The organism is Arcicella sp. LKC2W, from assembly GCF_034931005.1.
Taxonomy (GTDB): domain Bacteria; phylum Bacteroidota; class Bacteroidia; order Cytophagales; family Spirosomataceae; genus Arcicella.
Window position 1 is genome coordinate 105,729 of the sequence record NZ_JAYGIN010000024.1, and the last position, 14,655, is coordinate 120,383.

Below are 14,655 nucleotides of genomic sequence, written 5' to 3' on the forward strand. Positions count from 1 at the left end.
ATGGAAAGTAAGACAAAATTTGTTATTGAAAAACAAGCAAGACCAGTCAAAGTTCCTACGGTATTGCAAATGGAAAGTGTAGAGTGTGGAGCTGCGGCATTGAGTATTATTTTAGGGTATTTTGGAAAATTTGTTCCATTAGAAAAACTTAGAATTGCTTGTGGTGTTTCCAGAGATGGTCTTAAAGCTACCAACATTATCAAAGCTGCGAAAGAGTTCGGATTAGAATCAAAAGGCTACGCAAAGTCGCTTGAAAAATTAATGCAAATTCAGACACCGGCTATCATATTTTGGAATTTTAACCATTTCTTGGTTTTAGAAGGATTTACCAAGAATAAAGTATATTTAAGCGACCCTGCCCAAGGAAGATACCACGTAACACATAAAGAGTTTGATGAAGCCTATACGGGCGTAGTACTTACATTCAATCCTTCAACAACATTTGAAAAAGGAAATGAGAAACGAGGGTTGATGTCATCTCTGGCATCAAGAGTTGCCAACTCAAAAGGAAGTATTTTGTACATACTTTTAGTAAGTTTCTTTTTAGTAATTCCAGGGTTGATTATACCATCATTTATCCAAATATTCATTGATAAATATTTAATAAATGGTTATTCGAGCTTCGTTATGCCTCTGTTATTGATTATGGGTGCTACCTTAATCATTAATGCAGTTTTGGTTTATCTACAGCAATATTATCTACTGAAATTAGAAACAAAACTTTCTCTTGCCACTTCCAGTAAATTTCTATGGCACGTTTTTCATCTACCTATTGCATTTTTTACACAACGATACAGTGGTGAAATTGGGAATAGAGTTTCGTTGAATGACAAAGTCGCCCAATTATTGAGCGGAAACCTCGCCAATTCATTATTAAACGTAATAGTGATTATATTTTATGCTCTACTAATGTTTTCTTATGATGTCTCGTTAACACTTATAGGTATATGTATGGCCTTGCTTAATGTGGTCGTACTAAAATATGTATCCAGAGCCAGGAAAGACGGAAACCGCCGTTTGAGTAACGAAACTGGTAAATTATTAGGAACAACCACTTCTGGAATCAGTATGATTGAAACCCTAAAAGCATCAGGAAGAGAAAATGATTTTTTTGCCAATTGGGTAGGGTATTTAGCCAAAGTGATGAATTCTCAACAAGAGTTAGGTTGGCTAACCATAAAACTTAATACGTTGCCACCATTACTTACTTCACTTACCACAACGCTAATTTTGGGAGTAGGAGCTTTAAAAATAATGGACGGAGAAATGACACTTGGGGCTTTGGTTGCTTTTACTTATTTGATGGGAAATTTCATTTCTCCTGTTAATCAATTGATTTCGGTGGGAACAATGTTACATGAAACCGAAAGCGATATGAGTCGTATTGATGACGTTATGAACTACGAAGTAGATGAACAATTCAGAGAAGAAAACGTAAAGAAGAATGACATTCAGCGAGAAGCTTTCAGTAATAAACTAATCGGTTACTTTGAAATGAAGGATGTAACCTTTGGGTATAACACAACCATGCCCGCTTTGATTGAAAACTTTAACCTAAAGTTAAAACCTGGTAGTAGAGTTGCCTTAGTTGGAGGCTCAGGTAGTGGCAAATCAACGGTAGCAAAAGTGGCTTCTGGCTTATATCAGCCATGGAAAGGCGAGGTTTTGTTTGACGGAAAATCGAGAAGCGAGATACCAAGGCATATCATCACAGAATCGTTGGCTGTAATAGACCAAGAAGTATTGATTTTTAACGGTACAATTAAAGAAAATATTTCTTTCTGGGATTCTACCATTTCTGATAAAAATATAATTCAATCTGCCCGTGATGCGGCCATTCATGACATCATAGCAGTAAGAAAAGATGCCTATGATAGTACCGTGATGGAAGGTGGAAGTAATTTTAGTGGTGGACAACGCCAACGTTTGGAAATTGCCAGAGCTTTAGCCACCAATCCATCCATTTTAATTATGGATGAAGCAACAAGTGCCTTGGACCCGACGGCCGAAAAAATAGTGATGGATAATATCAAAAAAAGAGGTTGTACATGCTTGATTGTAGCTCACAGACTAAGTACTATTATGGACTGCGATGAAATAATTGTGATGGAGTATGGTAAAATTGTTGAGCGAGGAACGCATCAAGAATTGCTAAAAAAACAAGGAGTATATGCCCAATTAGTTGAAATAAAATAAATATTGTTATGTCAACAAATCAAAAAATATATATCAGAGTTGAAAAACCGTTCATTTTGAATGAAACAGATAGGTTTTGGATGATACTGTCGGGTGAAGTAAATGTTTTTTATACTAAAGTTGACGAAAAAGGAGAATATCTGAATACATTAAAACATCTATATACTGCTCAAAAAGGAGAGATTATATTTAGTTTATTGACTCCGGAAAATACTGATAATACCAGACTTATTATTTCCTCTAACGAAGCTACGCTTTTACCTATCGACAAAAATAATCTCCTTGAAATGGATCATTTCTTTCTGAAGAATATGATTAATAAATGGATTTTAAAAACGTCATCAATTGTAAATACTATTAATAGTCCAAGAGTTTATAAAGGACTTGATGAATATAAAATTACATCCTTAGAAAAAAATACGGTTGCTTTTCCTTCAAACGGAATCAATTGGATTCATTTACTCAAAGGCGAAATTGAAATTTTCTGTGAAAGCACACTTATCAATCATGAAAAATACCCTGATTTTGTTGCTCCAGTTTCGAATAAATTATGGATAAAGTCAATAAGCAGAAATACCGAAATTAGGGTTCTAAGCACAAGAGAGGTTTTAGTTGAAGACGAAATCTATTTTCTGTTAGCATTAATGAAATTGGAAGAGTACTTTTATGCCCAACTTAATAAAATTATAGAAGCCCATAAAACGGAGGAAAGTAATCATTTTAAAGAAAAATTTATTATTGAAGAACAGGGGCTGAAAAGCACCATTGATAAAATAAAATCTGTTATATCGGGTAATGATGCTACTCCTTTGCTTGTACAAAATTCAACTAAAGCAAATGTTCTTTTTGCAACTTGTCAGTTAATAGGCAATAAAATTGGTTTTGATTTAGATGAACCCAAACACATAGATTCCTATCAGAATAGTACTACCAATCAATTATACGCTATCGCAAAAAGCTCCAAAATAAGGATTCGTAAAATTATTTTAAGAGATACTTGGTGGAAGGAAGAAAATGGGCATTTATTAGCATTCACTAAAAAAGATAAAATACCTGTTGCTCTATTGCAGAAGACTTCTACAAGCTATATATTAAAAGATTTATCAACAGGTATTGAATCAGATGTAAATTATGAAATTGCAGATACTTTAGAGCCGATTGGCTATATGTTCCTTGCTGGTTTTGATAGCAAAATGAGTTCTGTAAAAAAAGTGTTTGCTTTTGCACTCAGAGGAGTAGAAAAGGATGCGAAGATATTGATGTTTTCGGCATTAATAGGTAGTTTAATTGGATTATTAGTACCTACGCTGTCTGGAATGATGTACGATGATGTTATCCCAACGGCTGACAAATCACTTCATTTGGAGATTTTTTCAATCATGATTATGATAGGCTTCGTAACAGCAGGCTTACATTTAGCAAAAGGAGTTTTACAATTGAGGGTTGAGTCTAAGTCCAGTATTAATCTACAAGCAGGAGTAATGGACCACATGCTCAGACTACCAGTAACTTTCTACAAAAAATACTCCACAGGTGACCTTACTAATCGAGTTTTGAGTATTAATGCCATCCGTCAAATTGTGTCAAGTACCTTAATGACTGCGGTATTGAGTGGTGCGTTTTCTTTCGTCAACTTAATACTTTTATTCTACTACGACTCATCATTAGCTTGGGTAGGCGTCGGCTTAGGACTGATTGCAGCAGTCTTTATGGTCTCAATCGGATTGTTTAAATTGAAGTTTGATAGACAAGTTTCTACTTCTCAGGGCAATATACAAGGTTTTCTTTTCGAATTTTTATCAGGAATTACTAAAATCAGAATAGTAGGAGGTGAAAGAAGAGTATTCACACTTTGGGCGGACAAATTTTCAAAATTAAAACAATTGGGTTTTAGCTCAGGAGGTTATCAAAACTTTGTGGAGACTTTCAACGCCTCATATCCTCTTTTCACCAATATTTTATTTTTCTCGTTTCTGTATTACACAGTCTTGCATGCAAGCACTGAAACCAATATGCTATCTGTAGGAGCTTTCATGGCATTTGTTTCGGCATTCAACCAGTTCTTAAATGATAGTTTACGATTAAGTATGGCGTTAATTACTTCTCTTAATGTCATTACTTTATACGAAAGAGTTAAGCCGATTTTAGAAGAAGAAACGGAATCCGCTGAACAAAGCATAGATCCTGGTGAATTAGCAGGAGAAATAGAAATGAATTCCGTTTCTTTTAGATATAAAGAAGGTTTGCCTCTTGTATTGAACAATGTTACCTTCAAGGTTAAACCCGGCGAGATGGTTGCTTTCGTAGGTGCTTCTGGTTCAGGAAAATCTACTATCATGAGATTATTGTTAGGCTTCGAACAAGCCGAAGCAGGTTCTATTTATTATGATGGTGATGCTTATGAATCAATGAATAAAGAGTTGGTAAGAAGACAAATAGGAGTTGTTTTGCAAAATGGAGCATTGATGTCTGGTAGTATTTATCAAAATATTGTGGGGAATTCAGAATTGACTTTGGATGATGCCTGGGAGGCAGCACGTATGGCAGGAATGGAAGAAGATATTAAGCACATGCCTATGGAAATGCACACTGTTATAAGTGAAGGTGCAGGGACTTTCTCGGGTGGACAAAGACAAAGGTTGATGATTGCCAGAGCCATTGCTCATAAGCCAAGATTGCTATTTATGGATGAAGCTACCAGTGCGTTGGATAATAAAACTCAAAATATAGTCTCAGAAAGTTTGGATAAACTTCAAGCTACTCGTATTATCATCGCCCATAGATTAAGCACTATCAAAAATGCTGACCGTATTTATGTGATGGAAAAAGGAACTATTGTAGAATCAGGAACTTACGATGACTTAATGGAAAATGATGCCTTATTTGCTCAACTTGCCAAACGCCAAATTGCATAAACGATGTCAATGTCTTTAATAAATATTATCAGAGAAGATAAAATCATTTTGCCTGAAGAACTAAATCTTTATTTTAAAAACAAATTCAAGTCCTCAGTCAAACTACCTACATTTTTTGCTGATGAACCTTATATACATTCATGGGAAACTTACTGTGAAAAATCTTCCAAACACGGTACTTTTCAAACTTTAAAAAATTGTTATCCTCAATTACATTTTCCCATAGAAGAAGGAATAAATAAAACACAGGCTTATATTGATGCAGTGTTGAAGGGTAAAACAGAGTCAATAAATCTTGTAAATAAGCTGAAACTCAATAATCCAGATGGGATAGAAATTTGCATTCATAAAAGTATCGCTGGGAAAGTTCCTGTATTGAAGATACCTGACGGTCAAGACTTTATAAAAATTATTCAATGTCTTCTTCACAAGAATAACCCTATTTCAGTTCCACTTTCAATGGGTGCTATCTTAATTAATGGAATAAATAATTGGGATAGGTTAAATAATTTGAAGAATGATTGGTTAAAAAATAACCCAACAGGTAATTGGAGTAAGGAGTTTTCCAACAATGTCCTTTCTAATCCAGACTTATTCAAAGATAAAATAATCATTTTGAGTACAAAACCTTACAGTAATGTAAACGCAAGCCAACTAGGAATGTCAGATATTGAGTGGGGACAATATTCTTATTCAATTAGGCTCGAGCATGAATGTACCCATCTTTACACCCTAAAAAAATATGGTTACGCTTCCAATAATCTTCACGATGAACTAATTGCAGACTATATAGGAATCGTCAAAACTAATGGAAAATATAATATAAATTGGATGCTATCTTTCATGGGATTAGAGAATTATCCAAACTACCGTAAGGGGGCAAGACTTGAAAACTATCTAGGAAATTCAGATTTATCTTTTGAGAATTTTTCAACCTTAACCACCATTATAAAAAATGCTATAGAAAATATTGCAAATTTCGATAGTAGATTAGGGAAAATCAATTCTGACAAAGACCGGGTGTCTCGAATTAAGACATTGTGTGAAACAGGTGTTTTAGACATTGCCTCGAAAAGTGGAGTAAACCTACTTGTTGAAAAATACTATAAGATTTCAGAACAGACTGCGTAAATTATTTATGTCTCATAGAAGTCAAGATGGCTTCATATTAAACAATGTTTACATTGTAAGTTAATAAGAAAAAATTAGCGAGGAATTTTAAATAAAATTAGAAGATAGGTAGCAATGTATTCCCCGAAACCGCTTGCTTACTATGTGTCGGGGAATTTGTTTTTGGGGGAGTTGATTTCTTAATTACTAACGTACTAATGGCTTAACCCCCTAATTTTAGGACAGATTTTTCAGTTTTATAGTTTTAGTTTTTTCATGTCTATGCCTCTATTTAAGAGGAATCTATATGGACTTTTGTACTTGACTCCCGAGTGAATTCTTTTAAAATTATAGAACTCTCTAAATTGATTCATGGTAAGAATTGCATCTTTTAAATCATCAAATTCGTAACGTTTGCAGACCACACTTTCCATGATACTATGATAAGATTCAATATGAGCATTTTGCTCAGGTGTAGCTGGTTTAGCGGAGTGCCGCCCAGTAAACTCTTGGATGATATTTTTATCTTGAAAATACTGTTGAACTAAGTCAGCGATAAAGCGGTTCGCCGCCCGTTGCTACCATTGTCATTTCTGACGTAAAAAGTATCAGGTAGTTCATAAGTTTCAAAAATTTTGTCGAATAAAATAATGACATCTTCTTGACGTATATTCCACTTGATAATATGCTCCATATTCCAACGAGAGAACACATCAATGACTGTCAATACCTGGGCATTAGTCTTTTTTCCTTGAACGTAAATATACTTAATGTCAAATTCAAAATAAGTAAATTCCTTGATAGGCTTTGGTACTAATTCTTTCACCCATTGGCGTTTAGTAAATTCACGAGAGCCTTTTTCAGTGCATAAAAGGCTATTGGCGTGCATCAGACGATAAACTTTCTTAGGATTGATGATATAGTTTTTCTCATCTCGTAAGAAAAAAGTTACTTTCAAGTACCCATAATCAACGAACGGTTCGGCTAATAAGGTTTTGATATATTCAACAACAAGTTCATTATCATCATATCCACCAGTCGTTTTTTTAGTAGTTGTCGAGAAAAATCTCCCTACTTGTTGAGTCCCTAATTTAGGTTTATAGTAAAAAGAACTTCGACTAATTTCACAGATTTTCAGAACTAAACTCTTGGTAATTCCTAAGTTGATACAACGCTGAGCAACTGCAAGTCGAATCGTTTTAGCTAAGGACTTTTTTTTAGCAACTCGTTTTGAACTCTTATAATTAGTTCTTTTTCAGCCACTAACATTTTGAGTTCATGGTTCTCTTTTTTAATTCTTTCGAGTTCTGGATTTTTATCAGAAATAGGTTTTGACAACATCCCTTGTTCTCCATGTTTATCAAAATGGCGTTCCCATTTGTATAGCGTTGTACTCGAAATTTCAAGTTGGCGTGAGGTTTTGCCGACCCCTTCTTTTTTCATTAATTGGACCGCTTCGAGTTTCTCGGAAAGACTCCAATTGCGTCTGTGATTGCTCATAATTTCGTAAAGTTATTAAAACTTGTTTTACGAAAAATTTGTCCAGTTAATTAGGGGGTTCGGGAGACTCAACGAGAATAAAAGATAATCAAATGAGTAATGAATTGATGAAGACATCATCAATAATTAATAATTGTAAACCCAATCAGCATTTATAATTGTCGTAAAAATGTAATGACATTCTACGAACAAAAACTTCGTAAAATATCATTACGCTAACTGCAAAGTAACTGTAAAGATACTTCCCGAACCAAAATCACTCTCTACCGAAATTTGACCACCTTGAACTTCAATAAATTCTTTACTGATGGCTAAACCAAGTCCAGTTCCTTCTTTTTTTGTCCCTGGAACACGGAAGTATCGGTCAAAAACTTTGTCTTTATATTGTGGAGCAATTCCTTGTCCAAAATCTTTGACGACGTATCTAATTTGTTGATTATCAGCTATAATTGATAAAATTATCGTGGAATTATCATGAGAATAACGAATGGCATTGGAAATTAAATTGATTAAAACCCATGCCGTTTTTTCGCTGTCTGCCAAAACTTCGGGCAGGTTGTCTTTGTAATGAGTTTGTAATTGTATTTGTTTCTGCTCAGCTTGCGTTTTATTGGCATTAATGGCATAAGTTAAGATAGATTTAGGGTCGGCGGGAACAATAGAAAGTTGAATATTACCCGTTTCGACTTGTGTAATATTTAATAACTCGCTGGTGGTATTTAATAATCTTTGAGTGTCATCTTTTATACTTTTCAATAAATTCCGTTGCTCTTCATTCAATTGCCCAACCCTTTCATTTTCAAGCAATTGCAAACTCATTTTAATGGAAAAAATCGGTGTTTTAAACTCATGAGAAACCGTAGCGATAAAGTTCGTTTTAGCAAAATCCAACTCTTTGTATTGGGTAATATTCCGAAGAATTACCACAAAGCCAATGGTCTTTTTGGTTTGTTCGCCCGTTGGAATAATTAAAATATTATGGGATTCTTTTTCAAAATAACTCTCTTTATTGTTAGCAAAAATCTTTATCATTTCGGCATTTTCTCGCTTATTATTCGTTTTTGGGATGGTTATATCTTGCATCAATGAGCGAATCAAATCATTTCTGAAAGCAAGGTTTTGAGCAAATTCTCCCACTAATTCATAGTGAGGTAAACCAATCATTTTTGTGGCTTCTTCGTTTACAAAAATGATTTTCATGCTTTCATCCAGACCAATTACGGGGTCGTGCATATTATTAATGAGCGTTTCTATTCGCTTTTTCTCAATCATTAAGGTAGATAAATTGCTATCATTGTATTCTTCCAATTTTTCAGCCATCGTATTGAAGGACTTCGCTAACTCTCCGAACTCATTATTACTGGAAAAATGAACTCTTTGCGAATAATTTTTCGCAGCAATTTGTTTAATACTTTCCGTTAATTCTTTAATGGGATTGGCAATATTTGACGGCAGATTTATCAATAAAGTGAAGGCAATCAAAAAACAAATAACGCCCGTTAAAGCAATTCTGAGCGTTGCAACTTCGGCTGTTCGTTTGGCAAATTCACTTTTCCGCTGAATCGCACTCATATTTAAGTCAATGATTTTGAAAATTTCCTTTCTGATTAATTGCTTTGTTGCTAAAACAGACCCATTCTTTAAAAATTGATTATAATTTATTCTCAAAGTTTGTGTGGTTTCCTTTTCTCCAATTTCTGAAATATTATTCTCTTGAAGTTTCAAATTCTCTTCAAATTGCAAAAGTGATTTTGATGCATTTTCCTCCAACGAAGCAAGCATTTTATTGGCATATACTAAGGAATTATAATTATCAACCAAAATATTTTCGGTATCACTTTTTAGAGCATTGATGTAAATTTCACCAATGGCACTGAGCAGTAAAATCATTAAGAATAGAAGTCCTACGCCCAATGTTAATTTGGTTTTGATTTTCATGGTTTTTAAATTGATATTTTGAGGGATGAAGGTTACACAGAGAGCCACAAAGAAAATAGACGAGAACCACAGAGAAAAAACGCTCTAAAATACTCTGAGGTTCTCATTTTTACTCTGTGGCTCTCTGTGTAACCTCCGTTCCTAAACAGATTCATGACAAAATAACTAAGTCAATGTTATTAGAAGATAATTTATTCAACAACTCATTAAAAACGTTAGTTGCCAAGATAATTCTCCATAAACTCAAATGCGGTTTTCCCATGCAGACCGTTGAAATTCCCAATTTTTCGGCTTGTTCAACAATGGTTCGGGCGATAGAATCACTTTCAATTTTAATGATTTCCGCTCCTAATTCAGTCGCTAATTTGAAATTATTAATCAAGTGCCGCTGTTTGTCCAAAGCAATTTTATCAGCACTTTCATTGGGCGTTTGCACGTACAAAACGTACCACTTGCTGTTATAATAATTTGCCAAACGAGCCGTCTTTCTGATAACAGTTTTGGCGGTCGAATCATTACTACTGATACAAGCTAAAAAACGTTCGTGCTTCAAAGAATTGGTTTTGGTTACTTCCGACTCTACTTTTCTTTCTACTTGTGAAGCAACTTCTTTTAATGCTAATTCTCGCAATTGAAGAATCTGGTCGCTTTTAAAGAAATTTTTAAGGGAAATTTCGATTTTATCGGAAGTATAAATTTTACCTTCTTTCAATCGAGTGATAAGTTCATCGGCAGTTAAATCAATATTGACCACTTCATCGGCTTGGGCAAGTACACTGTCGGGAATTCGCTCTTTTACTTCAACTCCAGTTATAATTTTAACCTCTTCATTCAAGCTTTCAATGTGCTGAATATTAACGGCAGTAATGACATTTATTCCCGCCGAAATGATGTCCATTACGTCCTGCCAGCGTTTTTCATTTTTACTGCCTTCAATATTGGTATGTGCCAATTCATCCACAATTACCACTTCTGGACCGAGCATTGATGATGGCTTGTACGTCCATTTCTTCCAATTCTTTGCCTTTATAAAATAGTTTTCGTCTTGAAATAATGGGTAAACCTGCCAGTAATTCGTGGGTTTCTTTGCGGTTGTGCGTTTCAATAAAACCGATTTTTACATCAATTCCATTGCGTAAAAGCGAATGAGCTTCCTGCAACATTCTGTAACTTTTCCCCACGCCCGCACTCATCCCGATGTAAATTTTGAATTTACCTTTCCTTGATTTCTTTATCAAATCAAGGAAATATTGGACGGTTTGGTCTTTTTCTGACATATTGTTTTCGTGACTGATGGAACGCAGATTACGCAGATACTTCGCACCGTAGGCATCAAGACGGACGGTTAGTCTCATCTGCGTGCTATATTTTCCAAAGCTAAATTTAATTTTAAAACATTAACTTTGGCAGTTCCAAATAAACCGAATAATGGTTTTTCTATTTGATTATCAATAAGTTGCAATAGTTTTTCTTCCGAAATACTACGAACTTTTGCAATTCGTTTTATTTGAATTTTTGCCCCTTGTACCGAAATATTTGGGTCTAAGCCACTACCACTTGCCGTAACTAAATCAGAGGGAATTTCTATTCTTTTAACACTTGGATTATGCACCATAAATGTATCAATTCGTGCTTGAACTTCAGCTAAATAAACGGGATTACTTGGACCTTTGTTACTTCCTGCTGACCCTGCGGCATTATAACCTACTGCGGATGGACGAGAATTGAAATATTTATCATCGGTAAATAATTGCCCGATATTACTGTAATATGTTTTACCGTTTTGGGTAGTTATTTCGCCTTTGCCACCATTAGAAGCAAATTTGGCGATGCCTAAAAGACTGAATGTGTAAATTCCTGAAAAGAATATAGCACAAAATAAGGTTAATCTTATGGCTGGAATTATGTTGGTTTTCATGTTTTTTGAATGTTTGTAGGGGCGTATCGCATACGCCCTTTTGCCTAATGAACGGGCGTATGCGATACGCCCCTACGCTTGAATCTATACAAATACTGACACTAAAATATCAATTAATTTTATTCCGATAAAAGGAACAATAACGCCCCCCAAACCATAAATTAATAGGTTTCTGCGGAGTAAAGCACTTGCACCAATCGGTTTGTATTCTACGCCACGCAATGCCAACGGAATCAAGAAAGGAATAATGATAGCGTTGAAAATTACCGCCGATAAAATCGCACTTTCTGGACTGTATAAATTCATGATATTCAAGCCCTGCAATGATGGTATTGCCAAAATAAACAAAGCAGGAATAATTGCGAAATACTTGGCAACGTCATTGGCTATTGAGAAAGTGGTCAGCGTACCACGAGTCATTAATAACTGCTTCCCGATTTCCACAATTTCGATTAATTTAGTGGGGTCATTATCCAAATCCACCATATTTCCCGCCTCTTTTGCCGCTTGTGTTCCGCTATTCATGGCAACTCCCACATCGGCTTGTGCTAAGGCAGGAGCATCATTTGTGCCATCGCCCATCATGGCTACCAATCTACCTTCTTGTTGCTCTTTTTTGATATAATTCATTTTATCTTCGGGTTTTGCCTCGGCAATAAAATCATCAACGCCTGCTTTTTCGGCTATGAATTTTGCCGTCAACGGATTATCACCCGTTACCATTACCGTCTTAATTCCCATTTTTCTCAAACGTTCAAAACGCTCTTGAATACCAGGTTTAATGATGTCTTGTAATTCAATAACTCCAATAACTATCTCATTTTCAGAAACTACCAAGGGCGTTCCGCCATTACTCGAAATTGTTTTCACTCTCGAAGCAGTTTCTTCTGGATAAGAATTCCCTGCTTGTTGAGCCAAATTTCTGATGGCATCAGAGGCACCTTTTCTGATTCTGATATTACCAAAATCAATACCCGAACTTCTGGTTTCTGCCGTAAATTTTATAAATCTTGGATTTTCTACTTTTAAGCTTTCGGGCTTGATTCCTGCTAATTCAATGATGGATTTTCCTTCGGGCGTTTCGTCCGACATTGAACTTAAAACCGTACAGTTGACAAAATGCTTTTCGTCCACGCCATTGGCAGGATAAAAATGAGTCGCTTTTCTATTTCCGATGGTAATTGTTCCCGTTTTATCCAATAATAAAACATCAATATCCCCCGCAGTTTCGACGGCTTTACCGCTTTTGGTGATAACATTTGCTCGTAAAGCTCTGTCCATTCCTGCAATACCGATAGCAGACAATAAACCGCCAATGGTTGTTGGAATCAAACATACAAATAGCGAAATAAAAGCCGCAATAGTAATAGGTGTATGGGCGTAATCAGCGAAAGGTTTTAGCGTAACCGAAACGATGATAAAAACTAAAGTAAATCCTGCTAAAAGTATCGTCAGTGCAATTTCATTGGGTGTTTTTGGGCGACTTGCACCTTCAACCAAAGCAATCATTTTGTCCAAAAAACTCTCCCCATGTTCAGTGGTAACGACCACTTTAATTTTGTCAGATAAAACTTTCGTTCCCCCTGTGACCGAACTTTTATCTCCGCCCGATTCTCGAATTACAGGGGCAGATTCACCTGTGATGGCACTTTCGTCGATGGTTGCTAAACCTTCGATAATTTCGCCGTCGGTTGGAATGGTATCACCCGTTTCACATATAAAAACGTCCCCTTTTTTGAGCTGAGAAGAAGGGATAATCCTTACCTCGTTCAAATACATTTCGCCAATTGGCTGAATTAGTTTTGCGGGCGTTTCTTCTCGTGTTTTACGTAAACTATCGGCTTGTGCTTTTCCCCGTGCTTCAGCAATGGCTTCGGCAAAATTGGCAAAAATGAGGGTTAAAAATAAGACCAAAAACACGATAAAATTATAGGCGAAACTACCCTGTGTGCTTTCGCCAGATAATATCCACACACACACGCCTAACATAATCGCTGTTCCGATTTCAACCGTAAACATGACGGGATTACGAAACATGATTTTAGGATTGAGTTTGACAAAAGACTGCTTAAATGCCTCTTGAATCAACTCTTTTTGAAATAATGATGTATTTTGAGCTTTCATTTTTTTAGTTTTTAGTTTGCGAGCGAGATTTAATTAGACCACAGATTTTACGGATTTAACAGATTTACACTGATTTTTTTAATTGTAGTTTCTTGATTTTTGTAATAACTTATCCGTGTAAATCCGTAATATCCGTACAATCTGTGGTCTAATTTACGTCTCTATTGAGCATATCGCTCAATCTTATTTCATCGAAAAATATTCCGCAATTGGTCCAAGTGTTAAGGCAGGGAAAAATGACAGAGCCGCCACAATGGCAATCACCGCAAATATCATTAAACCAAAAGTTGAGGTATCCGTTTTGAGCGTTCCTGCACTTTCTGGAATAAACTTTTTCCCCGCTAAAGTGCCAGCAATCGCCACTGGACCAATAATTGGTAAGTATCGAGCCAAAAGCATTACCACTCCGCTCGCAATATTCCAAAACGGAGTATTGTCGCCCAAACCTTCAAAACCACTACCGTTATTGGCACTTGAAGAAGTGAATTCGTATAACATTTCACTAAATCCGTGATTACTTGGATTGGCTAACCAACCTGCGTATTCAGTTGGGTTACTGGTAAAAATATAACTTGAAAGTGAGGTTGAAGCAAGTATTAGGAAAGGGTGTAATAAGGCAATAATCATGGCAATTTTCATTTCTTTTGCTTCCACTTTTTTACCAAGAAATTCGGGAGTTCGTCCCACCATCAAACTACTGATAAATACCGCCAAAATCATGAAAATATAGAAGTTCAAAAAGCCAACACCTACACCACCGTAAAAACTATTAACCATCATACCCAACATGGTAAACATTCCCGTGAGTGGGGTCAGGCTATCGTGCATGGCGTTGTGTCCCGTCCTGAAATAAGTTGACCAAATTTTGAACTTAAAACGTATCAAAAGATGGACAAAACCAAGAACACTGGGCAAAAATTTATTCGCTATTTCAGCGAAGAATTCAAACGGCAG

Annotated in this window: 10 protein-coding genes and 1 pseudogene; 3 read left to right on the forward strand and 8 right to left on the reverse strand. The window is 35.7% G+C overall.

Annotated features, from left to right (window positions below; genetic code table 11):
- From VB796_RS18860 to VB796_RS18870, 3 genes are read left to right on the forward strand one after another with little or no spacing between them, the layout of a single operon-like run.
- A complete protein-coding gene (locus VB796_RS18860; RefSeq protein ID WP_323348139.1) occupies positions 1–2,196 on the forward strand; it encodes an NHLP family bacteriocin export ABC transporter peptidase/permease/ATPase subunit in 2,196 nt (731 codons plus the stop codon).
- A gap of 8 nt (positions 2,197–2,204) precedes the next feature.
- Positions 2,205–5,111: an NHLP bacteriocin export ABC transporter permease/ATPase subunit gene (locus VB796_RS18865; RefSeq protein ID WP_323348140.1), complete on the forward strand. Its 2,907-nt coding sequence runs from the start codon at positions 2,205–2,207 to the stop codon at positions 5,109–5,111.
- A 9-nt stretch (positions 5,112–5,120) separates the two neighbouring features.
- Complete coding sequence (locus tag VB796_RS18870) at positions 5,121–6,242, forward strand: DUF7005 family protein (RefSeq protein ID WP_323348141.1); 1,122 nt, start codon at positions 5,121–5,123, stop codon at positions 6,240–6,242.
- Positions 6,243–6,478: 236 nt separating this feature from the next.
- Here VB796_RS18870 and VB796_RS23795 read toward each other — a convergent pair whose 3' ends face one another.
- From VB796_RS23795 to VB796_RS18905, 8 genes and pseudogenes are all read right to left on the reverse strand, one after another.
- Positions 6,479–6,778, reverse strand: a complete 300-nt coding sequence (locus VB796_RS23795) for an integrase core domain-containing protein (protein ID WP_416233530.1) — start codon at positions 6,776–6,778, stop codon at positions 6,479–6,481.
- Positions 6,766–7,416 (reverse strand): IS3 family transposase, encoded by a 651-nt coding sequence (locus VB796_RS18875; RefSeq protein ID WP_323348147.1) that lies wholly within the window; start codon positions 7,414–7,416, stop codon positions 6,766–6,768. Before VB796_RS18875 ends, VB796_RS23795 begins: the two co-directional genes overlap by 13 nt.
- 8 nt (positions 7,417–7,424) lie before the next feature.
- Positions 7,425–7,721 carry a helix-turn-helix domain-containing protein gene (locus tag VB796_RS18880; RefSeq protein WP_323348142.1) on the reverse strand — a complete coding sequence of 99 codons (297 nt, stop codon included), beginning with the start codon at positions 7,719–7,721 and terminating at the stop codon, positions 7,425–7,427.
- A gap of 210 nt (positions 7,722–7,931) precedes the next feature.
- Positions 7,932–9,659, reverse strand: a complete 1,728-nt coding sequence (locus VB796_RS18885) for an ATP-binding protein (RefSeq protein ID WP_323348143.1) — start codon at positions 9,657–9,659, stop codon at positions 7,932–7,934.
- 151 nt (positions 9,660–9,810) lie between these two features.
- A pseudogene (locus VB796_RS18890) lies at positions 9,811–10,936 on the reverse strand (sensor protein KdpD).
- Between the two features lie 74 nt (positions 10,937–11,010).
- Positions 11,011–11,577: a K(+)-transporting ATPase subunit C gene (locus tag VB796_RS18895; protein ID WP_323348144.1), complete on the reverse strand. Its 567-nt coding sequence runs from the start codon at positions 11,575–11,577 to the stop codon at positions 11,011–11,013.
- A gap of 84 nt (positions 11,578–11,661) precedes the next feature.
- A complete protein-coding gene (gene kdpB, locus VB796_RS18900) occupies positions 11,662–13,701 on the reverse strand; it encodes a potassium-transporting ATPase subunit KdpB (protein WP_323348145.1) in 2,040 nt (679 codons plus the stop codon).
- 183 nt (positions 13,702–13,884) lie between these two features.
- On the reverse strand, positions 13,885–14,655 hold a 771-nt coding region (locus tag VB796_RS18905), incomplete at its 5' end, for a potassium-transporting ATPase subunit KdpA (RefSeq protein WP_323348146.1).

Excerpts from the sequence above, each read along its gene's own strand:
- VB796_RS18860 (WP_323348139.1), top strand. The coding sequence starts at position 1 with ATGGAAAGTAAGACAAAATTTGTTATTGAAAAACAAGCAAGACCAGTC.
- VB796_RS18865 (WP_323348140.1), top strand. The coding sequence starts at position 2,205 with ATGTCAACAAATCAAAAAATATATATCAGAGTTGAAAAACCGTTCATT.
- VB796_RS18870 (WP_323348141.1), top strand. The coding sequence starts at position 5,121 with ATGTCTTTAATAAATATTATCAGAGAAGATAAAATCATTTTGCCTGAA.
- VB796_RS18880 (WP_323348142.1), bottom strand. The coding sequence starts at position 7,721 with ATGAGCAATCACAGACGCAATTGGAGTCTTTCCGAGAAACTCGAAGCG.
- VB796_RS18885 (WP_323348143.1), bottom strand. The coding sequence starts at position 9,659 with ATGAAAATCAAAACCAAATTAACATTGGGCGTAGGACTTCTATTCTTA.
- VB796_RS18895 (WP_323348144.1), bottom strand. The coding sequence starts at position 11,577 with ATGAAAACCAACATAATTCCAGCCATAAGATTAACCTTATTTTGTGCT.
- kdpB (WP_323348145.1), bottom strand. The coding sequence starts at position 13,701 with ATGAAAGCTCAAAATACATCATTATTTCAAAAAGAGTTGATTCAAGAG.